A 23,578-nucleotide genomic window follows, 5' to 3' on the forward strand; every position below is an offset into this window, starting at 1 on the left:
GGGGCGACGACAGTATTCGGACGAAACCGGCCCCGCGCCTATCCGTGCGGCTTGATCAGATATTTCTCGCCCGTGCGCTTCGCATTATAGGCCTGCGCCGTATCGACATCGAGCGCGCCGGTCAGCGAAACTTCGTGGCTGTAGTGGCTCTTGAACGTCGTCGTCAGCTCGTCGACCACGCGCTTCCGCATCCGGCCCACGACCTCCGGCCCCGCCTTCGCCATGAAGGGGGTCAGCAGGAACCCGCCGAGCGCCCAGGTCAGGCCGAAGCTGCGCGCCGAGAAGGTCGTCGGCGACAGGTCGAGCGCACCGTAGATATAGACCTGCTTGAACGCATCGGAACCATAGCGGCTGTATGTCGTCATCTTCTTGACCGCGGCGGCTTCCATCGCGGTCAGGATCTGTCCCGCCAGTTTGCCGCCGCCCGTTGCGTCGAAGCCGATCGTCGCGCCCGTCTCGACAATCGCGTCGACTAGCCGTTCCATGAAGTCGTCAGCGCTGCTGTTGACGACATATTGCGCCCCGATGCCCCTCAATATGTCGACCTGCGCGTCGCTGCGCACGATGTTGACCAGCGGGATGCCGTCCTTCGCGCAAATCTTCACGAGCATCTGGCCAAGGTTCGACGCCGCTGCGGTGTGGACGATCGCGCTATGGCCTTCCATGCGCATCGTCTCGGTAAAGGCGAGGCTGGTCAGCGGGTTGACGAAGCATGACGCGCCGTCGGCGGGGTCGGTCCCGTCGGGCAGCGGCATGACCATCTGCACCGGCAGGCAGCGATATTCGGCGTACATCTCGCCGCCGAGCAGCGCGACGGTCTTGCCGACCAGCGCCTGCGCCTCGGGCGATGCGCCCGCCGCGACGACGGTGCCGCATCCTTCGTTGCCGATCGCCATTGCTTCGCCGACGCGTCCCGCCATCGCGCGCATGCCCGCGGGCGGCACATCGGCGGTGAGCACGGGCAGCCCGTCGCGCGTTGATGCGCGCGCGGTCGACATGTCGGCGCCGCCGAACAGCAGGCCAAGGTCCGACGGGTTGATCGGCGCGGCGAGCACCTTCACCAGCACCTCATGCGGCTTGGGCGTCGGCATCGGCCGCCGCGCCAGCGACACCTCGAGCTGGCCCTCGGGCTTCACGAGCGTCAGCATGGTGAGGTTGGTTTCAGGCAGGTCGGTCATCGCAGGTCTCCCGGGTTCGGTTTCTTGATGAAACGGATTACGGTGTTGCGCCGAGACTGGCAACCTCTCCATAACCAGTCATCCCGGCAAAGGCCGGGATGACAATCATGAGGCTGGGCGATATTCCGCGGCGAGCCGCAGTACCTCGTCCGCGAGCCCGGCGCGGCAGATCAGCAGGTCGGGCAGGTAGGTATCCGCATTATTGTAGCGGATCGGCGCCCCATCGACGCGGCTGACGTGCAGCCCTGCCGCCTGCGCAACCGCGACCGGCGCGCAATTGTCCCATTCATACTGGCCGCCGGTGTGCAGGTAGATGTCGGCCTCACCGCGCACGACGGCCATCGCTTTTGCCCCTGCCGACCCCATGCCGACCAGTTCGGCGCCGATCCTTTCGGCGACGAACACCGCTTCGGCTGCGGGCCGCGTGCGGCTGACCAGCATCCGTAGCGGACTATTCGCGGGGCGGAGCGGAACCGGCGCGCCCGACGTCAGCGTGATTCCGAGCCCGGGCAGCGCGACCGCGCCGACCGTCGCCACGCCATCGACAGCGAGCGCGACATGCACCGCCCAATCGTCGCGTCCCTCGCCATATTCGCGCGTACCGTCGAGCGGGTCGATGATCCACACCCGGCGATGCGCCAACCGCGCGGCGCTGTCCTTTTCCTCTTCGGACAGGATCGCATCGTCGGGGCGTGCCGCGCGCAGTTCGCGGCACAGCATCGCGTTGGCCGCAGCATCGCCCGCCTGCCCCAGCGCCTTGCCATCCAAACCTTCGGCCCGCAGCGCCAGCAGGATCGCGCCCGCCGCCGTAGCGAGCCGTTCGGCCAGTTGGTCGTCGGTTTCGGTCATGTCGATAACGAACCTTGCTTTGTTCCCCTGCGAAGACAGGGGCCCATCACCGGCACCATCGTTGCCCAACCAAGCTCGCTGGCGAGACGCACGGGTCGGAGATGGACCCCTGCCTTCGCAGGGGAACGGAAAAAGTCGGCTACCTTCATCCCAGCAAGCGATCGATGATGACGTCGGCTGCTTGCTCGGGCGTCATCGCAGTTGTGTCGATACGAATTTCGGGATTCTCGGGCGCCTCATAGGGGCTGTCGATGCCGGTGAAATTCTTGAGCTGCCCGGCGCGCGCCTTTTTGTATAGGCCTTTAACGTCGCGGCGTTCGGCCTCCGCGAGCGGCGTATCGATGAAGATTTCGATGAACTCGCCCTCGGGTAGCATCGACCGCACCATCTCGCGCTCGGCGCGGAACGGCGAAATGAACGCGGTGATGACGATCAGCCCCGCATCGGTCATCAGCTTCGCGACCTCGCCGACGCGGCGTATGTTTTCGATCCGGTCCGCCTCGGTAAAGCCCAGGTCACGGTTCAGCCCGTGCCGGACATTGTCGCCGTCGAGCAGGAAGCTGTGCCGGTTCATCCGGTGCAGCTTCTTTTCGACGAGGTTGGCGATCGTAGACTTGCCCGATCCCGACAGGCCGGTGAACCAGAGCAGCGCGGGCTTCTGGTTCTTGAGGTCCGACCGCATCTCGCGGCTGATGTCGGTCGCCTGCCAGTGGACATTCTGCGCCCGCCGGAGGCTGAAGTGCAGCATCCCCGCGGCGACCGTTGCGTTCGTAAGTTTGTCGATCAGGATAAAGCCGCCAAGCGTCCGGTTGTCGCCATAGGCCTCGAACACAATCGGCTTGTCGGTCGAGATTTCGACAACGCCGATGCCGTTAAGGTCGAGCGTCTTCGCCGCCAGATGGTCGAGCGTATTGACGTTGATCTCGTACTTCGGCGCCTGCACCGTCGCCGAGACGCTCTGTGTCGCGAGCTTCAGCCAATAGGCGCGCCCCGGGATCATCGCCTCGTCCGCCATCCAGACGAGCGTTGCCTCGAACTGGTCGGCGGCTTCAGGAGGATTGTCCGCCGCCGCGATGACATCGCCACGCGAGCAATCAACCTCGTCGGCCAGCGTCAACGTGACCGACTGGCCCGCGACGGCCTCGCCCAAGTCGCCGTCGAGGGTAACGATCCGATCGACCGTCGTCGTTTTGCCGCTCGGCAGGATGCGTACGGCATCGCCGGGGCGAACCTTGCCGCTCGCAAGCTGGCCCGAGAAGCCGCGGAAATCGAGGTTCGGGCGGTTAACCCATTGCACCGGCAGGCGGAACGGCTTCGCTTCGTCGGCGGCGGCGCCGATCTCGACATTTTCGAGATGCTCGATCAGTGCGGGCCCATTGAACCAAGGCATATTGTCCGACAGCGCGGTGATATTGTCGCCCTTGAAGCCCGAGATCGGGATCGCGGTGAAGTTGGTGATGCCAATCTCGCTCGCAAACGCCCGATAGCTCAGCAAAATGCGCTCAAACACGGTCTTGTCATAACCGACAAGGTCCATCTTGTTCACCGCCAGCACGATATGCTTGATGCCGATCAGATGCGCGAGGAAGCTGTGGCGTCGCGTCTGAGTCAGCACGCCCTTGCGCGCGTCGATCAGGATCACGGCGAGGTCGGCGGTCGAGGCGCCGGTGACCATGTTGCGCGTATATTGCTCATGCCCCGGCGTGTCGGCGACGATGAACTTGCGCTTCTCGGTCGTGAAAAAGCGATACGCGACGTCGATCGTGATCCCCTGCTCGCGCTCGGCGGCGAGGCCATCGACGAGCAAGGCGAAGTCAATCTCCTGCCCCTGCGTGCCGACGCGCTTGCTGTCGGCTTCGAGCGCGGCGAGCTGGTCCTCAAAGATCATCTTCGAGTCATAGAGCAGCCGCCCGATCAGCGTCGATTTGCCGTCGTCGACCGAACCGCAGGTTATGAAGCGCAGCAGCGATTTCTTCTCATGCCCCGCGAGATAGGCGTCGATATCCTCGGCGATCAGCGCGTCGGTGACGTAAACAGGATCGGTCATCAGAAATACCCCTCCTGCTTCTTCTTCTCCATGCTGGCGTCACCGCCGTCCTTGTCGATGATGCGACCCTGCCGTTCGCTCGTCGTCGTCAGCAGCATCTCCTGAATGACCTCGCTCAGCGTGCTGGCCTCGCTCTCGACCGCGCCGGTGAGCGGGTAGCAGCCAAGGGTGCGGAAGCGCACCGAGCGCTCGACCGGCACCTCGCCATCCTTCAACGGAAAGCGCTCATCATCGACCATCAGCAACAGTCCGTCGCGCTCCACCGTCGGGCGCGGCGCGGCAAAATAGAGCGGCACGATCGGGATATTTTCGCGCGCGATATATTGCCAGATGTCGAGCTCGGTCCAGTTCGAGATCGGGAAGACGCGGATGCTCTCCCCCTTCGCCTTGCGGGCGTTGTAGAGGTTCCACAGCTCGGGCCGCTGCTTCTTGGGATCCCAGCCATAGCTCGCGGTGCGGAACGAGAAAATCCGCTCCTTCGCCCGGCTCTTTTCCTCGTCGCGGCGCGCGCCGCCGAAAGCGACGTCGAAACCATAGAGATCAAGCGCCTGCTTGAGCCCCTCGGTCTTCCACATGTCGGTGTGCAGCGGGCCATGATCGAACGGATTGATCCCGCGCTCCTTCGCCTCGGGGTTCTGATAGACGATCAGCTCCATGCCCGATTCCGCGGCCATCCGGTCGCGCAATTCGTACATCGCCTTGAACTTCCACGTCGTATCGACGTGCAGCAACGGGAACGGCGGCGGCGAAGGATAAAAGGCCTTGCGCGCCAAATGCAGCATCACCGCGCTGTCCTTGCCCACGCTGTAGAGCATCACGGGCTTGGCCGCGTCGGCCATCACTTCGCGCATGATATGAATGCTCTCGGCCTCGAGCCGGTCGAGATGGGTCAGCGTATCGATCATGCCCCGCCCTTGCCTCTCCATCTCAGGACGATCAAGCTGTATGGCCTTTTACCCGTGCAAGCCAGACTTGTGAGGTCGGCGTCACGCCGCGGTATCGACGCGGGTCCGTCGCCAATCGGCGGCAATGGCCCGCACGGTGTCGCGGGCATGCGCCAGCCGCGGATCGACATCGGGCAGCGAAGCCCATGCCGGATCGACGATCAACCCCAGCTCGCGCCGGAAATCATAACCGGTGACTTTCAGTGGGACGATGCCTTCGATCGCCAGCGACACCGGCGCGGTGGTGATGCCGATCCCCGCGGCCACCATGCGCAGGCAACGCTCGTCGCTCTCGCTGCGCAGGGCAAAGCGCGGGCGTACGCCGTGGCGCGTGAAGAAGCGGCTCGTCGCGCCTAGAAATTCGCACGAGCGGCGCGCGATCATCGTTTCGGCGGCCAATTCCTCGGGACCGACCGCGATACGCCCCGCCAGCGGATGATCCGCCGCGATGAACATGGCGAGCGGCTCGTCATAGAGCGGGACCACATGTGCGCCTTGCTCACCCGTTCGCAGCGGCACCAGCGCCATGTTGATCCGCCCGCTGCCGAGTGCGGCGCGCAACTCGGAATCGCTGTTTTCAATGATCTCGATGGCAAAGCCGGGTCGCAAGGCGGCGATGATCGCTTGCAACAACTCGGCGGGCGCCGAGCGGATCACGCCGAATTTCAGCTCGGTCACCGACCGGTCGCTATCGCGGCCGAAATCATCGGCCGCCTTGAAACCGCGCTCCAGGTCGCGTGCGATCGGCAGGAAGCGCCCGCCCGCCTCGGTCAGGCGGATCTGGCGCCGGTTGCGGATGAACAGCGGCGCTCCGGTCAGCTTTTCCAGTTCGGCGACCCCGGCGGACAGCGCCGGTTGCGTCACGCGGATTCGCAGAGCGGCTTGGGTGAAGCTGCCGGCATCGACGACGGCCAGGAACTGACGGATATGCGCACGCTTTATCATAGATTTTACTTATGCGAAATCTATCGACCTTTCAATTTCCATATGCTGGACAAATCGGGCAGTATCGCGCCCGTCCTTCCTCAACCGATAGGTCCCCCATGCGCGCCACCCCCGATTTCGATTTCGCGCTCGGCGAAACCGCCGACATGATCCGCGATACCACCGCCCGCTTTGCCGACGAACAGATCGCACCGCTCGCCGCCAAGGCCGACGCCGACGACTGGTTCCCGCGCGACGAACTGTGGACGCAGATGGGCGAGCTCGGGCTCCACGGTATCACCGTCGAGGAAGAATTTGGCGGCCTCGGCCTCGGCTATCTCGAACATGTCATCGCAGTCGAAGAAGTCAGCCGCGCCAGCGCCGCGATCGGCCTGTCCTACGGCGCGCACTCGAACCTGTGCGTCAATCAAATCCGCCGCTGGGGCAATGCCGAGCAAAAGGCGAAATATCTGCCCAAGCTGATTTCGGGCGAACATGTCGGCAGCCTCGCGATGTCCGAGGCGGGCGCGGGCAGCGATGTCGTTTCGATGAAGCTGAAGGCCGACAAAGTTCAGGGCGGCTATGTCCTCAACGGCACCAAATTCTGGATCACCAACGCAAGCCATGCCGACACGCTGGTCGTCTATGCCAAGACGTCGCCTGACGCGGGATCGCGCGGCATCACCGCCTTCCTGATCGAAAAGGACATGCCGGGGTTCAGTATCGGGCAAAAGATCGACAAGGTCGGCATGCGCGGTTCGCCTACCGCCGAGCTCGTCTTCACCGATTGCGAAGTGTCCGAAGAACAGGTGATGGGGCCCGAGAATGGCGGCGTCGGCGTGCTGATGTCGGGGCTCGACTATGAGCGCGTCGTGCTCGCCGGGCTCCAGCTTGGCATCATACAGGCGTGCCTCGACACCGTCATTCCCTATGTCCGCGAGCGCAAGCAGTTCGGCAAGCCGATCGGTTCGTTCCAGCTGATGCAGGCAAAGGTCGCCGACATGTATGTCATGCTCCAGTCGGCGCGATCCTATGTGTATAACGTCGCCAAAGCGTGCGATGCCGGGCAGACGACGCGCTTCGACGCCGCGGGCGCGATCCTGCTCGCGAGCGAGAATGCGGTGAAGGTCGCTGGCGAAGCAATTCAGGCATTGGGTGGTGCGGGCTATACCAAGGACTGGCCGGTCGAGCGCTACTGGCGCGACGCCAAGCTGCTCGACATCGGCGCGGGCACCAACGAGATCCGCCGCATGCTGATCGGCCGCGAACTGATCGGCGCCGGGGCATGATCTGGCTCTGGCTGTCGGCAGCCTTCATGGCGACGACGGCACTCGTGCATGGCGCGCTCGGCGAAAAGCGGTTGATCCAGCCGCTGCTCGCACTCGATCAAGGCATCATGGCGGTCGACCTCGCGCGCCGCGTATTTCGCTTTGCCTGGCACGCGATGTCGCTGCTGATGCTGGTCTCGGCGGCCACGGTGGTGTGGCCGGGGACGCCACGCGCGCTGATCCTGTTGGTCGGCGCGGCATGGGTCGCGGTCGGTCTGGCCGATGCCTTCTATACCCGCGGGCGGCACATCGGCTGGCCGATCCTGACCGCGTCGGGCGTGTTCGCGATCTTGGGCGCGGCAGCGTGAACGATACGCTGCTCACCGCCCTGCAATATTATGGCGCTGGCGCGTCGACGCTGGCGGCGTTGATCGTGTCGCTAAACCTCGGACGGCGCCGCACCGGCTGGGCGTTCGTGATCTTTGTGACCAGCAGCATCGCGCTGATTGTATGGGGTTTTCTGCAACCCGATAGCGAGGGCATCGGCTGGCAGAATATCGCGCTGCTCATCATCAACGCGATCGGCGTCTATCGTTACCTGATCCTGAAAGATACACCGGGTGATCCGGACGAAAAGCGGGGAGAGACTGAACAGTGAGCGCACCGGTTCTTGGCACCAATGTCGATCCCGACAGCGACGAATTTCGCACCCGCGCCGCGCACAACCGCGCGCTGAAGGACGAGCTGTGCGCACGCGTTGCCGAAGCCGCGCTGGGCGGCAATGAAAAGTCGCGCGAGCGGCACACGAGCCGCGGCAAGCTACTCCCGCGCGAGCGCGTCGAGCGGCTGCTCGATCCGGGTTCGCCGTTTCTGGAAATCGGGCAGCTTGCCGCCAATGACCTTTATGACGGTGAAGTGCCGGGCGCCGGGCTGATCTGCGGGATCGGTCGCGTGTCGGGGCGTCAATGCATGATCGTGTGCAACGACGCGACGGTGAAGGGCGGTACTTATTATCCGCTGACCGTGAAGAAACATCTGCGGGCGCAGGAAATCGCGCTCGAGAACCGCCTGCCGTGCATCTATCTGGTCGACAGCGGCGGCGCGAACCTGCCGCATCAGGATCAGGTGTTTCCCGACCGCGACCATTTCGGGCGCATCTTTTTCAATCAGGCGAATATGTCGGCGAAGCGCATCCCGCAGATCGCCTGCGTCATGGGCAGCTGCACCGCGGGCGGCGCCTATGTCCCCGCAATGTCCGACGAAACCGTCATCGTGCGCAACCAGGGCACGATCTTCCTCGCCGGCCCGCCGCTGGTGAAGGCCGCGACGGGCGAGGAAATCAGCGCCGAGGATCTTGGCGGCGGCGACCTGCATGCGAAGAAATCGGGCGTCGTCGATCATCTCGCCGAAAATGACGAGCATGCGCTGACCATCGTGCGCGACATTGTCAGCCATCTAGGCGCCGACACCGGGTTCGACGTCGCGCTGAAAGACCCGCGCCCGCCCAAATATGATCCCGAGCAGCTCTACGGTGTCGTCCCTGACGATGTCCGCGCACCATATGACGTGCACGAAGTCATTGCGCGCATCGTCGACGGCAGCGAGTTCCACGAGTTCAAGGCGAATTATGGCGCCACCCTGGTTTGTGGCTTCGCCCACATCTGGGGCATCCCGGTCGCGATCCTCGCGAACAATGGCGTGCTGTTCAGCGAATCTGCGGTCAAGGGCGCGCATTTCATCGAGCTGGCGCAGCAACGCCACATTCCCCTGCTCTTCCTCCAGAATATCAGCGGCTTCATGGTCGGCGGCAAATATGAAGCCGAAGGGATCGCCAAGCATGGCGCCAAGCTGGTGACCGCGGTGGCGACGGCGACGGTGCCGAAGATCACTGTGCTGATCGGCGGGAGCTTCGGGGCAGGCAATTACGGCATGTGCGGCCGCGCCTATTCGCCGCGCTTCCTGTTCACCTGGCCTAATGCGCGGATCAGCGTGATGGGCGGCGAGCAGGCCGCGTCGGTGCTAGCAACCGTCCACCGCGACGCCGAAAAATGGACCCCCGAAGAGGCCGCAGCCTTCAAGGCACCGATCCGCCAGAAATATGAGGATGAGGGCAACCCGTATCACGCGACCGCGCGGCTGTGGGATGACGGCATCATCGACCCTGCGCAGACCCGCGACGTGCTTGGGCTGGCCTTTTCCGCAACGCTGAACGCCCCGGTCGGGGACCGCGGCTTTGGGGTGTTCAGGATGTGATGATGCTCTGCCGGAGGAAAGCGATCCTCCCCGGAACGGGGAGGGGGACCATCCGAAGGATGGTGGAGGGGCGCCCTCGGTGATCACCGGCCCGCGCGACACGCTCAAACGCGCCCGTAAGCTGCGCAGCGAGATGAGCCTTCCCGAACGGATGCTCTGGCGCCTGCTTCGGGAACGACCGGAAGGTTTCAAGTTTCGGCGCCAACATCCGGCGGGCATTTATATTCTCGATTTCTATTGTGCGGGGGTCCGGCTGGCAGTGGAAATCGACGGACAAGCACATGATAGCGAACGAGCAGCGCAGCAGGATGCGGCGCGATCGGATTTCCTCAGATCGCAACACATCGCGACGCTGCGCATACCGGCGACCGCCATCATGACAAATTTGAAAAATGCTGTGACGCGAATAATCGAAGTGTGCAAGGAACGGGCAATGAAGATCAGTCAACGGCAAGGCAAACCGCCTGTGCCCCTCCACCATCCTGCGGATGGTCCCCCTCCCCGTGCCGGGGAGGATCGTGCATGATCAATTCCCTCCTCATCGCCAATCGCGGCGAGATCGCCTGCCGTATCATCCGCACTGCGCGCGAGATGGGCATACGGACCGTGGCAGTCTATTCGGACGCCGATGCCAAGGCGCTGCATGTGCGCGAGGCCGACGAGGCGGTGCATATCGGGCCGTCGCCGGCGCGCGAATCCTACCTGATCGGCGAGAAGATCATTGCCGCGGCGAAGGCGACCGGGGCCGAAGCGATCCATCCGGGTTATGGCTTCCTCTCCGAAAATGCCGAGTTCGCACAGGCGGTCGCCGATGCCGGGCTCGTCTGGGTCGGGCCGATGCCCTCATCGATCACCGCGATGGGCCTCAAGGACGCCGCGAAGAAGCTGATGGCCGAGGCCGGGGTGCCGGTGACGCCGGGTTATATGGGCGAGAACCAAGACCCCGCCCATCTCTCCGAACAGGCCGCGCAGATCGGCTACCCCGTGCTGATCAAGGCGGTTGCGGGCGGCGGTGGCAAGGGGATGCGCAAGGTCGACGCAGCAGCCGATTTCGCCGATGCGCTCGCCTCGTGCCAGCGCGAGGCCGCGGCGTCGTTCGGCAACGACCATGTGCTGATCGAGAAATATATCCTGACCCCCCGCCATATCGAGGTGCAGGTGTTCGGCGACACGCACGGCAATGTCGTCCACCTGTTCGAGCGCGACTGCTCGCTGCAGCGGCGCCACCAGAAGGTGATCGAGGAGGCCCCCGCCCCCGGCATGGACGAAGCGACGCGCGCCGAGCTCTGCGCCGCCGCGGTGCGCGCGGCGAAGGCGGTCGACTATGTTGGTGCTGGCACGATCGAATTCATCGCCGACGCGTCCGAAGGCCTGCGCGCCGACCGCATCTGGTTCATGGAAATGAACACGCGCCTGCAGGTCGAGCATCCGGTGACCGAAGAGATCACGGGCGTCGATCTTGTCGAATGGCAATTGCGCGTCGCGTCGGGCGAGCCGATCCCGCTGACGCAGGACGAACTGGCAATCAACGGCTGGGCGATGGAAGCGCGGCTTTATGCGGAAGACCCCGCCAAGGGCTTCCTGCCCTCGATCGGCACGCTCGAACTGTTCCAGCTTCCCGAACATATGGGCCGCGTCGACACCGGCGTCTATGAAGGCGCCGAGGTCTCGCCCTTCTATGACCCGATGATCGCCAAGGTCATCGCGTGGGGCGAGGACCGCGACGAAGCGCGCGAATTGCTGTCCGAGATGCTCGAGGACAGCGCTATCTGGCCAGTGAAGACCAATTCGGCGTTCCTGATCAACGCCCTCGACCATCCTGATTTCGTCGCAGGCACGGTCGACACCGGCCTGATCGGCCGCGACGGCGACGCGATGACGGCGGAGCCTGAACCCTCGGCGCAAGCGCTCACCAACGCTGCAATGGCGATGACGCCGCGCTCGCTGCAATCGGGCTTCCGCCTGAACGCGCCTGACGTGCGCAGCGCGCCTTTCCTGCTCGACGGCAAGCGCGTCGAGGTCGACCTGCACGGCCCGGGCGTCGACGAGCCCTCACCCGCGATGCTCGTCGCCGAGGGCGGTTCGGTGTGGCAGCTCACCCCTTGGCGTGCGGCGGGTGGCGCCGGGGGCGCAGCGGGCGACGGCGCGATCCTCTCCCCCATGCCCGGCAAGGTCATTGCAGTCGATGTCGCGGCGGGCGACACGGTGAGGAAGGGGCAGAAGCTGCTCACGCTCGAAGCGATGAAGATGGAACACAGCCTGACCGCTCCGTTCGATGGGGTTGTAGCGGAACTTAATGCAACCGCAGGGGCGCAGGTGCAGGTCGAGGCGCTGCTGGTGCGGATCGAAGCGGCGAGGGAATAGCCCTGTTGTTCGTCACCCTGAACTTGTTTCAGGGTCCATGGCCGGACGTCAGAATAGACACTGCGCCAGACGAGAGTACGGGCCATGGATGCTGAAACAAGTTCAGCATGACGAGTAATGGAGAGAAGTGATGCCCGGCAAATTTTTCGACGAATGGGCCATCGGCGACACGCTGACCCACGACATCCGCCGCACCGTCACCGAGACGGACAATCTGCTGTTTACGGTGATGACGCACAATCCGCAGCCGCTGCACCTCGACATCGAGGCGGCGAAGGCGTCGGAATTCGGCCAGATCCTCGTCAATGGCACCTTCACGTTCAGCCTGATGGTCGGGCTGTCGGTTGGCGACACGACGCTCGGCACGCTCGTCGCGAACCTCGGTTACGACAAGCTGGTGATGCCCAAGCCGGTGTTCATCGGCGATACGCTGCGCGCGGAAAGCGAGGTCATCGGGCTCAAGGAATCGAAATCGCGGCCCAACGCCGGGATCGTTACCTTCCTCCACCGCTGCCTCAACCAGCGCGATGAACTTGTGTGTCAGTGCGAGCGTTCAACGCTAGTCAAGAAACGCACCGACTGACGCAGATACCGCAGCCCTGAGCTTGTCGAAGGGCGGCTCACGGCCGATAAGCGTCCTTCGACAAGCTCAGGACTACGGACAAACTCCATGCGACTACGCTCCCTCCTCTTCGTCCCCGGCGACCGCCCCGAACGCTTTGCCAAGGCGGCGGCATCGGGCGCCGATGCCATCATCCTCGACCTCGAGGATTCGGTTTCGCTCGCCAACAAGGACGCGGCGCGGCACGCCATTGCCGACTATCTTGTCGCCGAACGCGAAGTCATCACGCTGGTGCGCGTCAATCCGCTCGACGGCCACCTGACCGCCGCCGACGTCGCCGCGATCATCGCCGCGCGTCCCGACGCGATCATGCTGCCCAAGGCCGAAGGCGCGCCGAGCATCGCGCAGCTCGACACGATACTGCGCAGCGAATCGGCGTCCGACGCTTCGCTGCCGCCGATCCTGCCGATCGCCACCGAAACCGCTGCGGCGATCTTCACGCTGGGCAGTTACCGCGAGGCGCAGGACCGCCTGCTCGGGCTGACCTGGGGCGCCGAAGACCTGCCCGCCGCTATTGGCGCCACGACCAGCCGCGAGGCCGACGGCAGCTACACCGCGCCCTATGACGTCGCGCGCGCGCTCACCCTGTTCGCCGCGCATGCCGCGGGCGCCGCAGCAATCGATACGGTGTTCCCGGCAATCAAGGACGAGGCGGGCCTCGCTGCCTATGCGGCCCGCGCGCGCCGCGACGGTTTTACCGGGATGATGGCGATCCATCCGTCACAGGTCGCCGGGATCAACGCCGCCTTCACCCCCAGCGCCGACGAGGTCGCCCGCGCGCAGGCGATCGTCGACGCCTTTGCGGCGCAGCCGGGCGTCGGTGTGCTCCAGGTCGACGGCAAGATGGTCGATGCCCCGCACCTCAAACAGGCGAAGCATATTCTGTCGCTCGCGGATTGAGGCTTCCGAAATCACCGTAGCCCTGAGCTTGTCGAAGGGCGCTTCTCGGTGAAGCGCCCTTCGACAAGCTCAGGGCTACGGCTAAGAGGCCGACGCCTTCGACCGCCCAAACGGCCGATGCCGCTTCATCCAGCTGCGTCCGCGGTGCCAGCTCTTTTTCAGCCCGCGCTCGGCGATGCTTTCGAACATCGCATCGGGGCTGGTCGGATCGAGCACTTCATTGTCCGCGATAAACTCGTCCAGCGGGCCAGGCCGAACCAGGTCCAGCAGTTCGAGCGACCGCCCCTCCCCGCGCAGCTCCTCAATGGTCTCGATCAACGACCCGCTGCGCTCGAACGTCGCCGCCACATCCTTCACGGCGACGTCAAGATGCTCGGCCATCAGTGACTCGCGAAGCCGCGCTATCACCGGCTCGACGCCCTTGTTCGCCGCCAATGCCGCATCGATCGTGACGTCGCACTCGCTGTCGAGCCCCATCGACCGATTGTTGAGGTTCGACGATCCGATCCGGATCAACCGGTCGTCGACGATCGCGGTCTTGGCATGGACATAGATCGGCTCGCCGCCCTTGGTGTGCGGGACATAGACCTTCAGCCGGTCGCCATGGCGCGACCTGGCGATCGAGCGGACCAGTTGCACGCGCGCCGCATCCATCGCCATCTGCTCCAGCCATCCGTCGGCGGTCTTGGGCATCACCATCACAAATTCGGGCGGGTCGTCCTCGTCGAGCCGCGCCGCAATCGCCGCGGCAATCGCGCCGCTGGTGAAATATTGATTCTCGAAATAGATGAAGCGCCGCGCCGCCGCGATCATGTCGAGATAGAGCTGCTCATTCTCGCGCACCTCGGCGCGGCCATCATATTCGGCGCTGGTGCGCGAGATCGCGACATCGACGTCCGTGAAATCGGGTTCAAGATCGTCAGGCCAATTCTCGCCAGCGCCGCTCAGGTCGCGCAGCGGCTTCTTCGTCGCGCGCTGCCAACGCTCGTTGCCGAGATCGGCGAGCGCCTCGCCGATCGGTCCCGACAGGATCATCGTCGAATCGTGCCACGGCATGTAGGGTTTGCCGTTGGGGCCGGTACGCCGCGGGTCGTCGTCGACATGATCGCGCGTGTCCCAGCGCGCCGAGCTGACGTCGATGCCGCCGCACACCGCCAGATGATCGTCGAAGACGGCAACCTTTTGATGGTGGCTGCACCCGACCGGATGCGCGCTGTCGAGCCGGAAGCTGATCGAGCGGGTCATTTTCCAGCGCAGCACCATCGCGACGATCGACGGCACGAACAGATGCTTCAGCCCGCCGAAGTTCCAGCGCAAAATGTCGATGTCTCGCTTCGGCTGATCCTTGGCGAGGCGGAGGAGATAGTGGCCGAGCGATTCGCCTTTGCCCCGCTCATCCGGGATGAGCGGAATACGCGGATCGAAATCCCACCCGATCAGCAGGATGCGCTCTTTCGCGCCCGCCATCAACCGTTCGAGCAGCGCATAATAGTCGGCTGCATCGACAATCATCCGCGCCTTGTTCGCCCGTTCGATACGCCAGCAGTTCCGTCCGGTGGCGACGATCGGAGCCAAAGTGCGCGGGCGTTCGGTATCGCTCATCGCCGACGCCACGCATGGCGTCGGCGATCGTTCCATGGGGCGCGATTAGGCGGCGTAAAATTGTTCCGGGGTCAGTGCCATCATCGCGTCGCTGCCCGCCTCGATCTTGCGGCGCAGCGATCCCGCATCGGGCAGGAAGCGTTCGGCGAAATGGCGCGCCGTGACCAGCTTGGCCTCAAGAAACGCCTTGTTGCCGCGACCTTCCGCGAGCGCCTTCCCTGCCGCTTCTGCCATCATCAGCCACATCGATCCCAGCGCGACGATGCCCATGATATGCATATAATGATGCGCGCCGGCGCCGATATTGTTGGGGTTCGCCATGCCATTCTGCATGAACCACATCGTCGCGGCCTTGAGTTCGCCGTTCGCCTTTTCAAGCCGCCCGGCAAAGTCGGCCAGTGCCTCGTTGTCCTTGGCGCGCGCGCATTCGCCGTCGATGACCGCGAAGAAGGCCTGGATCGCGCGCCCGCCATTCTGCGCGAGCTTGCGTCCGACCAGATCCATCGCCTGCACGCCATTGGCGCCTTCGTAAATCATCGTGATGCGGGCATCGCGGACATATTGGCTCATGCCCCATTCCTCGATGTAGCCGTGGCCGCCGAACACCTGTTGCGCGTTGGTCGCGACGTCATAGCCCTTGTCGGTGCCATAGCCCTTGATCACCGGGGTCAGCAGGCTAACGAGGTCGTCGGCGCGCTGGCGTTCCTCCTCAGTATCGGCGACATGCGCCAGATCGACCTGCAACGCGCCCCACAGGCACAGCGCGCGAAGTCCCTCGACGGTCGCCTTGGCGTCCATCAACATGCGGCGCACGTCGGGGTGGACGAACAGCGGATCGGCCTTTTCCTGCGGGTCTTGCGGCCCGGTCAGCGCGCGGCCCTGACGGCGGTCCTGCGCATAGGCAACCGCATTCTGGAACGCGATGTCGGCTTGCCCCAGCCCCTGGATACCGACGCCAAGGCGCGCAGCGTTCATCATCACGAACATTGCGGCGAGGCCTTTATTCTCCTCGCCGACCATCCAGCCCTTGGCGCCGTCATAGTTCATCACGCAGGTCGAATTGGCGTGGATGCCCATCTTGTGCTCGATCGATCCGCATTGCAGCGCGTTGCGGTCGCCGAGCGAGCCGTCGTCATTGACCAGGAACTTCGGCACGATGAACAGCGAGATGCCTTTGACGCTGTCGGGCGCGTCGGGGGTCTTGGCGAGGACAAGGTGGACGATATTCTCGGTCAGGTCATGCTCGCCCGACGAAATGAAGATCTTGGTCCCGGTGATCGCATAGCTGCCGTCGCCGTTGGGTACCGCGCGGGTACGGATCAGCCCCAGGTCGGTGCCGCAATGCGGCTCGGTCAGGTTCATCGTCCCGCCCCACTCGCCCGAAATCATCTTGGGGCAATAGGTCGCCTTCTGCTCGTCCGATCCCTTGACCAGGATCGCCGCGACCGCGGCTTGGGTCAGCCCCGGATACATGGCAAAGGCCTGGTTCGCCGCCATACGATATTCCTCGACCGGAAAGCCGACGACATGCGGCAGCGCCTGCCCGCCGAATTCCTCGGGCTGGGTCAGCAAGGTCCATCCGGCGTCGCAATAGGCCTTATAGGCTTCCTTGAACCCCTTCGGCGTGGTCACCGATCCGTCGTCGTGGCGCGTGCAGCCTTCCAGATCGCCCGACTGGTTGATCGGGAATAGCACTTCCTCACAGAATTTGCCGGCTTCGGTCAGCACCGCCTCGATCATGTCGGGGGATGCGTTGGCGAAACCGGGCAGGTTGGCGTAGCGCTCAACCCCCAGCACATCGTTGAGGAGGAACAGGCTGTCCTGCACAGGCGCGCGATACACGGGCATGGGAAATCCTTCTGAAAATCAGGTTGGCAATGGTAGCTTGCCTGGGGAGAGGCTCAACCGGCCTTTTGGCTCGCGTCGACTTTTTTCACCATATCGATGAACCGCGACAATTCCTCGACAGCGCTGTCGATGTCGTCGCGCTGGCGCTGCAACAGGCCGATGCGCTGTTCGCATTTTTCGATCGTTACCTGCCGTTGCAACTTGCGACCATCGCCGACGTCGTAGAGGTCGATCATCTCGCGAATGTCGGCGAGGCTGAACCCCGTACGCTTTGCACGCAGGATCCACGCCAGCCGCGCCCGGTCGCGTTTCGAATAGATGCGCGACAATCCCTTGCGCGACGGGCTGATCAGCCCTTCATCTTCGTAAAAGCGCAGCGCACGCGCGGTCACGCCGAACTCGGTCGACAAGTCGGTGATGCTGAATTGTTCGCGCCCCAGATGGTCGGGGGTATCGATATGGGAGTGGCCGTAGGCTTCGGTCATGCCGAGGAAACTAGTTTCCGTTGACGTGAACGTCAAGACCGGCAAATTGGCGCATATCGGGACCGTTCAACCCCCGCACGGTTGCAGCATATTGCCCTGCCCGTCGCGGATCTGCAAGCCCCGCGCATCGTCGGCGGACCAGCTCGCGCGCGGCAACCGCAAACCCGACAGCGACGCGCGGGCTGGACAGAGCGCGGCGCATTGCGGCGGCAAGCTTCCGGGGAGGCGCAGCTCGTCCTCCTCTTCGCGCACGAGCGCCTCGCAACCGTCCGCTCCAGCAAAACGCATGCGCCAGCCGTCCCCGTCGCGGACGATCGTGCCGGTCGCCGAACAGGACAAAGTCGTCCCGAACGCTGCGGTCACCGCAAACCGCCACTGACCCGCTCCGTCGGGAACGACGCACATCGCGTCGCGGCCGAGATCGTGCGAACGCTCGAACACACCAACCGGCGTCGTCGCGTCGGGACCGACGACGCCGCGTTCGCGCGCGGCGATCTCCAGCGGGTTGTCGGCGTCGATCCCCTGCTCGCTGCGATCCGGCGCATGCCGCTCGCACGCAGCGACGAGCAATATGCCGAATGCCAGCGCGAGCTTAGCCTTGCGCATCATCGTCCAGGAACGTCAGTATCCCGTCGGCCTCGACACGGCGATAAAAGCACGACCGACGTCCGGTGTGGCAAGCCGGGCCGACGGGCTTCACGCGCAGCAGCAGCGCGTCCTGATCGCAATCGACGCGCATTTCGACCATCGTCAGTCCGTTGCCCGACGTCTCGCCCTTGCGCCACAGCGCCGCGCGCGACCGCGACCAGAAATACGCCTGGCCCGTCGCCTGTGTCCGCTCGATCGCTTCGGCGTTCATGTGCGCGACCATCAACAGCACCCCGGTGTCGGCATCGGTAACGATGGCGGTCACCAATCCGGCAGCGTCAAAACGCGGGAGAAATCGGTCGGCGGTGTCGCGCTCTTGGTCCATATTTTCGGGCTTTAGAGCACAAGCCCGACCCCTGTCATCCCGTCGTTTGAACATGCCGTGACAATATCGTGAATAGGGGGGCGACATTTGCGATAACCGTCCCTATATGCGCGCCAGTCACTGCCCTCGTTGCTGGACCATCATGCTCACCACCAACCCTTTCGATGACGACAAGCTCCGCGAGGAGTGCGGCGTCTTTGGTATTCATGGCGCCGACAGCGCCGCCGCGGTCGTTGCGCTCGGCCTGCACGCGCTGCAGCATCGCGGCCAGGAGGCCGCGGGCATCACCGCGTTCGACGGCAAGGAATTCCACACCCACCGCGCGATGGGCCATGTCGCGGGCAATTTCGACCGCGACGACATCATGCGCCAGTTGCAGGGCGGATCGTCGGTCGGCCATGTCCGCTATTCGACGACCGGCGAAACCGCGCTGCGCAATGTCCAGCCGCTGTTCGCCGACCTCGCGACGGGCGGCTTCGCCGTGGCGCACAATGGCAATATTTCCAATGCCGCCGCGCTGCGCAAGCTGCTCGTTCGCCGCGGTTCGATCTTTCAGTCGACCAGCGATACCGAGGTGATCATTCACCTCGTCGCGACGTCAAACTATCGCTCGCTGCTCGACCGGTTCATCGACGCGCTGAAACAGGTCGAGGGCGCCTATTCGCTGATTTGCCTCACCGCCGAGGGGATGATCGGCTGCCGCGATCCGCTCGGCATCCGTCCGCTTGTCATCGGCAAATTGGGCGACGCGCATATCCTGGCATCGGAAACCGTCGCGCTCGACGTCGTCGGCGCCGAATTTGTCCGCTCGGTTGAACCGGGCGAACTGGTGATCATCCGCGATGGCCAACTGACCTCGCACCGGCCTTTCGCGACGCAGTCGGCGCGCCCGTGCATCTTCGAATATGTCTATTTCTCGCGCCCCGATTCGATCGTCGACGGCACCAGCGTCTATTCGGTGCGCAAGGCGATCGGCGCCGAGCTAGCGCGCGAAAACCCCGTCGATGCCGACCTGATCATTCCCGTCCCCGACTCGGGGACGCCAGCGGCAATCGGCTATGCGCAGGAATCGGGCATCCCGTTCGAACTCGGGATCATCCGCTCGCACTATGTCGGTCGCACCTTCATCCAGCCGGGCGACAAGGTCCGTCATCTCGGCGTAAAGCTGAAGCATAATGCCAATCGCGCGCTGATCGCCGGCAAACGCATCGTGCTGATCGACGATTCGATCGTGCGCGGCACGACCAGCCTGAAAATCGTGCAGATGATGCGCGATGCGGGTGCCGCTGAGGTCCATATGCGGATCGCCAGCCCGCCGACCCAGCACAGCTGCTTCTACGGCGTCGACACCCCCGAACGGGCCAAGCTACTCGCGGCGCAGATGACGGTCGGGCAAATGGCGAACTTCATCAACGCCGACAGCCTGTCGTTCGTCACCATCGACGGGCTTTATCGCGCGCTGGGCGAAGCCAAGCGCACCGACGATGCGCCGCAATATTGCGATGCCTGCTTTACCGGCGATTATCCGACCACGCTGACCGATTTCGACGAGCATGGGCTGGAAGATCAATTTTCGCTGCTTGCCGAACGGGTTGTCTGACACCATGACTATAAGGACTGAAGAATTGGCGGGCCAGGTCGCGCTCGTCACCGGGGCGAGCCGTGGCATCGGCGAAGCGATCGCCGAAGCGCTGGCGGCGCGCGGCGCGCATGTCGTGATCACGGCGCGCACCGCGGGCGGACTCGAAGCGCTCGAAGACCGTATTCACGAGGCAGGCGGCGCCGCGACGATCGCGCCGCTCGACCTGACCGACGGCGACAGCATCGCGCGGCTCGCCAGCGCCATGGCCGAACGCTGGCAACAGCTCGACATGCTGGTGCTCAACGCCGCCATGCTCGGCACGCTTACCCCGGTGGCGGCGATCGACGGCAAGGAATTCAACAAGCTGCTGACGCTCAACCTGATCGCGCAGCAGGCGCTGATCGCCAATTTCGACCCGCTGCTGCGCCGCGCCGCGAACGGCCGCCTGCTCGCGCTGTCGAGTGGCGTCGCGCGCGAACCCCGTGCCTATTGGGGCGCTTATGCCGCATCGAAGGCTGCGCTTGAGACGCTCGTGACCAGCTATGGTGCCGAGATGCGCAATATTTCGACGGTGCGGACCGCGATCCTCGACCCCGGCGGGACGCGCACCCAGATGCGCGCGCGCGCTTATCCGGGCGAAGATGCGAACAGCATCAAGGAGCCCGCAGCGGTCGGGACCTTCGTTGCCGATCTGATGGTCAAGGGCTTTGACAGCACCGCATTCCACGCGCTGCCCAAGGTCATGGAAAAGGCTTAACGCCATCTTTGTTTTCCGGCACTAAGGCAGCCCGACAAGACGGGTTTGCAAGGGCGCAGCTATGACCAAGGATATTTTGCGATCGGCGATCGCGGCGGTAATCGGGATTGTCGTTGCCTTCGGGCTCATCTGGCTGGCGCAATATGCCGGCAGCGAAATTTCGCCGTCCGAATATGATGTCGAGAGTGGCGAAATTCTGATTCCGCTCGGCTCGACCATCGCGCTTATCGTCGGTTGGTTCATCGGCAGCTTCGCCGGGGGATGGCTTGCGATGCGGATATCGGCGGGAACCGGCGCGGGCTGGATCGTCGCCGGGTCGGTGATCGGCGCAGCGCTCTATCGTGCGGTAACGCTTGCTGACACATGGTGGATCATGGCGCTGGGTGTCGCAGTGCCGCTCACGGCAGTATGGCTGGCGCAGCGCGCGACGGCGATGATTGCCGACTAAATGACCGTCGGCCCCCGCCTTCGGGGGGGCTGCGAACCCTATTTCGCTTCCCGATCCACCGCCGCCTGCACGCTCTTGTAGAACGCCTCGCGCGCCGCGCCGACACCTTCGGGATCGGTCGCGGTCGGCCAGTTGCCGTTCGACGCGATCACCAGCTTGCGCTTCGGATCGATGAAGATGCCCTGACCAAAGATCCCCTGCGCGGCGAAGCTGCCATCGTCATTGGTCCACCACTGATAGCCATAACCGCGGCCCGGCAGGCCGATATCGGCCTGTTTCGTCGTCGCGTTGCCGAACCAGTCATCCGGCACGATCCTGACCCCGTCCACAACGCCGTCATTGAGCACAAACTGGCCAAGCCGCGCATAATCCTTCAGGCTTGCGGAGATGCAGCAACCGCTGATCTCATGCCCGGTTGCCCCAAGCATCCAGACCGCATCCTGCTCCATCCCGAACGGTTTCCAGATCTTTTCGGAAAGATAGGCCGACAAGCTTTTGCCCGTGGCACTCGACACCAGCACGCCGATCAAATTTGTCTCGCCCGTGCTGTACAACCATTTCGACCCTGCCGGAACATCGCGTGGCAAAGTCTTCATATAGCTGACGGTTACGTCTTCGCCCGCAACGGGCTTTTGCATGTTGAACAGCGCGACGTCGGATTTCGGATCGGTATAATCCTCGTTCCATTTGACGCCGGATGTCATGGTCAGCAATTGGCGCACCGACACGTCGTCATATGCCGATCCCTTGAGCCCGGGGATATAGACGGTGACCTTGTCGTCGAGGCTTTTGATATAGCCGTCCTTCACCGCCGCCCCGACGAGGGTCGAGGTGAAGCTCTTTGCGACCGAAAAGCTGGTCCAGCGCCCCGCGGCGCCGTAGCCGAGCGCATATTTCTCGAGCCGGATCTTGCCATCATGGACGATGATCAGCCCGGCATGGCGCTGCTTGGCCATATAGGCATCGACGTCGGTACCCAGATCGATCGGTCGACCCTGCGGCAACGGATAGACGACATCACCCGCTTCGACAGTATTGACCACCACTTTCGGGACGGTCTCCATCGTCCGGAAAGCAAGGTCGCGTTGATCCTGGGTCCAGAACAGCACATTCATATCCTTTGGCAGCGTGTCGGTGGTTTGGGTGGACGCGGGTGCCGTGCAGGCGGTCGCCGCCGCGCACAACAACGCCGCTGCCAGATATCGTCGCATAGCTTGCCTATCCCCTGTTTTCAGGCTGTTTTTTCCAGCGTCACTTGCGCAACGTCGATCCCGCCGCCGCGAAATCCGCCCTCGCAATATTGCAGATAATAACGCCAGAGCCGCACGAAACGGTCGTCGAAACCGGACGGCAGCTGATTGGCAGCGACCGCCGCGTCGAAACGCTCGCGCCACTGGCGGAGCGTTTCGGCATAATCCTCGCCAAAATGGTGAACGTCGCGCCACGCCAGACCGCGGGCCTCAGCCAACGCGCGGAACCGGCTTTCGGAGATCAGGCACCCGCCCGGAAAGATATAGGCCTGGATGAAATCGCTGCTCGCCGCATAGCGTTCGAACAGCGCGTCATTGATCAGGATATATTGGATCGCGGCCTTACCGCCGGGCCGCAGCAATCGCGCGACCGCGTCGAGATAGGCGGGCCAATAGGCCTGCCCTACCGCTTCGACCATTTCGACACTGGCGATCGCGTCATAGGGACCCTGCGCGTCGCGATAGTCGCAAAGCTCGATCCGCGACCGCCCCGACAGGTCCACCGCGGCAAGGCGCGCGTCGGCAATCTCGGCCTGCGCCGGCGACAGCGTGATGCCTGTGTAGATGACGTCGTGCCGTTCGACCGCCCGCTCCGCCAGCGCACCCCAGCCGCAGCCGATTTCGAGCAAGCGGCTGCCCGACCGCAAGTCGAGCCGGTCAAGGATCGCGTCGACCTTGCTGGTCTGAGCCTCTTCCAGCGAATGCGCGGGATCCGCAAACAGCGCACTGGAATAATTCATCGCATGGTCAAGCCACAAGCGATAGAAATCATTGCCCAAATCATAATGGGCATGGATATTGCGCTTCGCACCGCGGCGATTGTTGCGGTTAAGGATATGGGCGATCTTGTTGAGCCAGCGCAGCGGCCCACGCGCGCGCGCCACGTCGCCCAGCGATTCGCCGTTGCGCATGAACAGGTCGAACAGCGGCACCGGATCGGGCGATGTCCACTCCCCCGCGTCCCAGGCGCGGTACCAGCCCACCGATCCCGACATTGCGAGGCGTGCCAACGCGGCCCAGCTGTGCAGATGTACGACGGCTGCCGGCCCCTTTCCGCGGCCGCCTAGCAAACGGACGCTGCCATCGGGCGTATGCGCTTCGATCGTGCCCATCACGAGCCCCGTGTCGATCCGGTCGAGCAGCCGATGAAACAGGCCCGCGGGCGCCAGTGCCAGCAGCCGCGCCAGCGCGCCGCCGCTGCGGTAGGCGCGGTCGGCGCGAAGCAATTGCTTGCCGCGGCGCGGGCTGACATGCGTGTTCATAACGTCTTCCTGCCCCAAAGTC

General features: G+C 64.0%; 23 protein-coding genes. 11 read left to right on the forward strand and 12 right to left on the reverse strand.

Translation table 11 applies throughout. The annotated features are described in order from the left end of the window. Positions 1-38 precede the first annotated feature (38 nt). The 5 genes from FFS18_RS13460 to FFS18_RS13480 all read right to left on the reverse strand — a co-directional run bounded on the left by FFS18_RS13460 (position 39) and on the right by FFS18_RS13480 (position 5,963). Positions 39-1,178 carry a zinc-binding dehydrogenase gene (locus FFS18_RS13460; RefSeq protein WP_137871219.1) on the reverse strand — a complete coding sequence of 380 codons (1,140 nt, stop codon included), beginning with the start codon at positions 1,176-1,178 and terminating at the stop codon, positions 39-41. Between the two features lie 105 nt (positions 1,179-1,283). After that, a complete protein-coding gene (locus FFS18_RS13465; protein WP_137871220.1) occupies positions 1,284-2,027 on the reverse strand; it encodes a 3'(2'),5'-bisphosphate nucleotidase CysQ in 744 nt (247 codons plus the stop codon). A gap of 145 nt (positions 2,028-2,172) precedes the next feature. After that, a complete protein-coding gene (gene cysN / locus FFS18_RS13470; RefSeq protein ID WP_137871221.1) occupies positions 2,173-4,074 on the reverse strand; it encodes a sulfate adenylyltransferase subunit CysN in 1,902 nt (633 codons plus the stop codon). After that, positions 4,074-4,979, reverse strand: coding sequence for a sulfate adenylyltransferase subunit CysD (gene cysD, locus FFS18_RS13475; protein ID WP_137871222.1), 906 nt, complete (start codon positions 4,977-4,979; stop codon positions 4,074-4,076). Before cysD ends, cysN begins: the two co-directional genes overlap by 1 nt. Before the next feature lie 81 nt (positions 4,980-5,060). Then, a complete protein-coding gene (locus FFS18_RS13480; RefSeq protein WP_137871223.1) occupies positions 5,061-5,963 on the reverse strand; it encodes a LysR family transcriptional regulator in 903 nt (300 codons plus the stop codon). A 98-nt stretch (positions 5,964-6,061) separates the two neighbouring features. Between FFS18_RS13480 and FFS18_RS13485 the strand changes: the two genes are divergently transcribed. The 8 genes from FFS18_RS13485 to FFS18_RS13520 all read left to right on the forward strand — a co-directional run bounded on the left by FFS18_RS13485 (position 6,062) and on the right by FFS18_RS13520 (position 13,349). After that, positions 6,062-7,231, forward strand: a complete 1,170-nt coding sequence (locus FFS18_RS13485) for an isovaleryl-CoA dehydrogenase (RefSeq protein ID WP_137871224.1) — start codon at positions 6,062-6,064, stop codon at positions 7,229-7,231. After that, positions 7,228-7,578 (forward strand): hypothetical protein, encoded by a 351-nt coding sequence (locus tag FFS18_RS13490; protein WP_137871225.1) that lies wholly within the window; start codon positions 7,228-7,230, stop codon positions 7,576-7,578. Before FFS18_RS13485 ends, FFS18_RS13490 begins: the two co-directional genes overlap by 4 nt. Further along, positions 7,575-7,868 (forward strand): hypothetical protein, encoded by a 294-nt coding sequence (locus tag FFS18_RS13495; protein ID WP_137871226.1) that lies wholly within the window; start codon positions 7,575-7,577, stop codon positions 7,866-7,868. Before FFS18_RS13490 ends, FFS18_RS13495 begins: the two co-directional genes overlap by 4 nt. Then, entirely contained in the window at positions 7,865-9,463 is a 1,599-nt protein-coding gene (locus tag FFS18_RS13500) for a carboxyl transferase domain-containing protein (protein ID WP_137871227.1), read from the forward strand. The genes FFS18_RS13495 and FFS18_RS13500 overlap by 4 nt, the downstream gene beginning before the upstream one ends. A 79-nt stretch (positions 9,464-9,542) precedes the next feature. Next, positions 9,543-9,989 (forward strand): endonuclease domain-containing protein, encoded by a 447-nt coding sequence (locus FFS18_RS13505; RefSeq protein WP_137871228.1) that lies wholly within the window; start codon positions 9,543-9,545, stop codon positions 9,987-9,989. Then, positions 9,986-11,827: an acetyl/propionyl/methylcrotonyl-CoA carboxylase subunit alpha gene (locus FFS18_RS13510; RefSeq protein ID WP_137871229.1), complete on the forward strand. Its 1,842-nt coding sequence runs from the start codon at positions 9,986-9,988 to the stop codon at positions 11,825-11,827. Before FFS18_RS13505 ends, FFS18_RS13510 begins: the two co-directional genes overlap by 4 nt. A gap of 130 nt (positions 11,828-11,957) precedes the next feature. Continuing rightward, positions 11,958-12,410, forward strand: coding sequence for a MaoC family dehydratase (locus FFS18_RS13515; RefSeq protein WP_137871230.1), 453 nt, complete (start codon positions 11,958-11,960; stop codon positions 12,408-12,410). A gap of 87 nt (positions 12,411-12,497) precedes the next feature. Continuing rightward, positions 12,498-13,349, forward strand: coding sequence for an HpcH/HpaI aldolase/citrate lyase family protein (locus FFS18_RS13520; RefSeq protein WP_137871231.1), 852 nt, complete (start codon positions 12,498-12,500; stop codon positions 13,347-13,349). Positions 13,350-13,430: 81 nt separating this feature from the next. On the opposite strand, the gene FFS18_RS13525 is transcribed toward FFS18_RS13520, so the two are convergent. The 5 genes from FFS18_RS13525 to hisI form a co-directional block, all read right to left on the reverse strand. Then, on the reverse strand, positions 13,431-14,951 hold the full coding sequence (locus FFS18_RS13525) for a phospholipase D-like domain-containing protein (RefSeq protein WP_137871232.1): 1,521 nt from the start codon (positions 14,949-14,951) through the stop codon (positions 13,431-13,433). A gap of 45 nt (positions 14,952-14,996) precedes the next feature. Beyond that, a complete protein-coding gene (locus FFS18_RS13530) occupies positions 14,997-16,799 on the reverse strand; it encodes an acyl-CoA dehydrogenase C-terminal domain-containing protein (protein WP_137871233.1) in 1,803 nt (600 codons plus the stop codon). 53 nt (positions 16,800-16,852) lie between these two features. After that, positions 16,853-17,284, reverse strand: a complete 432-nt coding sequence (locus FFS18_RS13535; RefSeq protein ID WP_120216354.1) for a MerR family transcriptional regulator — start codon at positions 17,282-17,284, stop codon at positions 16,853-16,855. A 66-nt stretch (positions 17,285-17,350) separates the two neighbouring features. Next, positions 17,351-17,893: a hypothetical protein gene (locus tag FFS18_RS13540; RefSeq protein WP_249340404.1), complete on the reverse strand. Its 543-nt coding sequence runs from the start codon at positions 17,891-17,893 to the stop codon at positions 17,351-17,353. Continuing rightward, entirely contained in the window at positions 17,877-18,257 is a 381-nt protein-coding gene (hisI, locus tag FFS18_RS13545) for a phosphoribosyl-AMP cyclohydrolase (protein ID WP_137871234.1), read from the reverse strand. Before hisI ends, FFS18_RS13540 begins: the two co-directional genes overlap by 17 nt. A gap of 142 nt (positions 18,258-18,399) precedes the next feature. Between hisI and purF the strand changes: the two genes are divergently transcribed. From purF to FFS18_RS13560, 3 genes are all read left to right on the forward strand, one after another. Beyond that, a complete protein-coding gene (purF, locus tag FFS18_RS13550) occupies positions 18,400-19,857 on the forward strand; it encodes an amidophosphoribosyltransferase (protein ID WP_120216356.1) in 1,458 nt (485 codons plus the stop codon). 4 nt (positions 19,858-19,861) lie between these two features. Further along, on the forward strand, positions 19,862-20,596 hold the full coding sequence (locus FFS18_RS13555) for an SDR family NAD(P)-dependent oxidoreductase (protein ID WP_120216357.1): 735 nt from the start codon (positions 19,862-19,864) through the stop codon (positions 20,594-20,596). Positions 20,597-20,657: 61 nt separating this feature from the next. Further along, positions 20,658-21,044 carry a hypothetical protein gene (locus FFS18_RS13560; RefSeq protein ID WP_120216358.1) on the forward strand — a complete coding sequence of 129 codons (387 nt, stop codon included), beginning with the start codon at positions 20,658-20,660 and terminating at the stop codon, positions 21,042-21,044. Positions 21,045-21,082: 38 nt separating this feature from the next. Here the strand turns inward: FFS18_RS13560 and FFS18_RS13565 are convergent, their stop codons facing one another. Then, the gene (locus FFS18_RS13565; protein ID WP_137871235.1) at positions 21,083-22,255 is read right to left on the reverse strand and encodes a serine hydrolase domain-containing protein; all 1,173 of its coding nucleotides are present in this window, start codon (positions 22,253-22,255) and stop codon (positions 21,083-21,085) included. 20 nt (positions 22,256-22,275) lie between these two features. Beyond that, complete coding sequence (locus tag FFS18_RS13570; RefSeq protein WP_137871236.1) at positions 22,276-23,556, reverse strand: SAM-dependent methyltransferase; 1,281 nt, start codon at positions 23,554-23,556, stop codon at positions 22,276-22,278. Between the last annotated feature and the right edge of the window lie 22 nt (positions 23,557-23,578).

The sequence above is a fragment of the Sphingopyxis sp. 2PD genome (assembly GCF_005503695.1).
Taxonomy (GTDB): domain Bacteria; phylum Pseudomonadota; class Alphaproteobacteria; order Sphingomonadales; family Sphingomonadaceae; genus Sphingopyxis.

Excerpts from the sequence above, each read along its gene's own strand:
- FFS18_RS13485 (WP_137871224.1), top strand. The coding sequence starts at position 6,062 with ATGCGCGCCACCCCCGATTTCGATTTCGCGCTCGGCGAAACCGCCGAC.
- FFS18_RS13460 (WP_137871219.1), bottom strand. The coding sequence starts at position 1,178 with ATGACCGACCTGCCTGAAACCAACCTCACCATGCTGACGCTCGTGAAG.
- purF (WP_120216356.1), top strand. The coding sequence starts at position 18,400 with ATGCTCACCACCAACCCTTTCGATGACGACAAGCTCCGCGAGGAGTGC.
- FFS18_RS13570 (WP_137871236.1), bottom strand. The coding sequence starts at position 23,556 with ATGAACACGCATGTCAGCCCGCGCCGCGGCAAGCAATTGCTTCGCGCC.
- FFS18_RS13490 (WP_137871225.1), top strand. The coding sequence starts at position 7,228 with ATGATCTGGCTCTGGCTGTCGGCAGCCTTCATGGCGACGACGGCACTC.
- FFS18_RS13465 (WP_137871220.1), bottom strand. The coding sequence starts at position 2,027 with ATGACCGAAACCGACGACCAACTGGCCGAACGGCTCGCTACGGCGGCG.
- FFS18_RS13555 (WP_120216357.1), top strand. The coding sequence starts at position 19,862 with ATGACTATAAGGACTGAAGAATTGGCGGGCCAGGTCGCGCTCGTCACC.
- cysN (WP_137871221.1), bottom strand. The coding sequence starts at position 4,074 with ATGACCGATCCTGTTTACGTCACCGACGCGCTGATCGCCGAGGATATC.
- FFS18_RS13560 (WP_120216358.1), top strand. The coding sequence starts at position 20,658 with ATGACCAAGGATATTTTGCGATCGGCGATCGCGGCGGTAATCGGGATT.
- FFS18_RS13480 (WP_137871223.1), bottom strand. The coding sequence starts at position 5,963 with ATGATAAAGCGTGCGCATATCCGTCAGTTCCTGGCCGTCGTCGATGCC.
- FFS18_RS13535 (WP_120216354.1), bottom strand. The coding sequence starts at position 17,284 with ATGACCGAAGCCTACGGCCACTCCCATATCGATACCCCCGACCATCTG.
- FFS18_RS13525 (WP_137871232.1), bottom strand. The coding sequence starts at position 14,951 with ATGAGCGATACCGAACGCCCGCGCACTTTGGCTCCGATCGTCGCCACC.
- FFS18_RS13510 (WP_137871229.1), top strand. The coding sequence starts at position 9,986 with ATGATCAATTCCCTCCTCATCGCCAATCGCGGCGAGATCGCCTGCCGT.
- FFS18_RS13565 (WP_137871235.1), bottom strand. The coding sequence starts at position 22,255 with ATGCGACGATATCTGGCAGCGGCGTTGTTGTGCGCGGCGGCGACCGCC.
- cysD (WP_137871222.1), bottom strand. The coding sequence starts at position 4,979 with ATGATCGATACGCTGACCCATCTCGACCGGCTCGAGGCCGAGAGCATT.
- FFS18_RS13540 (WP_249340404.1), bottom strand. The coding sequence starts at position 17,893 with ATGATGCGCAAGGCTAAGCTCGCGCTGGCATTCGGCATATTGCTCGTC.
- hisI (WP_137871234.1), bottom strand. The coding sequence starts at position 18,257 with ATGGACCAAGAGCGCGACACCGCCGACCGATTTCTCCCGCGTTTTGAC.
- FFS18_RS13530 (WP_137871233.1), bottom strand. The coding sequence starts at position 16,799 with ATGCCCGTGTATCGCGCGCCTGTGCAGGACAGCCTGTTCCTCCTCAAC.
- FFS18_RS13515 (WP_137871230.1), top strand. The coding sequence starts at position 11,958 with ATGCCCGGCAAATTTTTCGACGAATGGGCCATCGGCGACACGCTGACC.
- FFS18_RS13520 (WP_137871231.1), top strand. The coding sequence starts at position 12,498 with ATGCGACTACGCTCCCTCCTCTTCGTCCCCGGCGACCGCCCCGAACGC.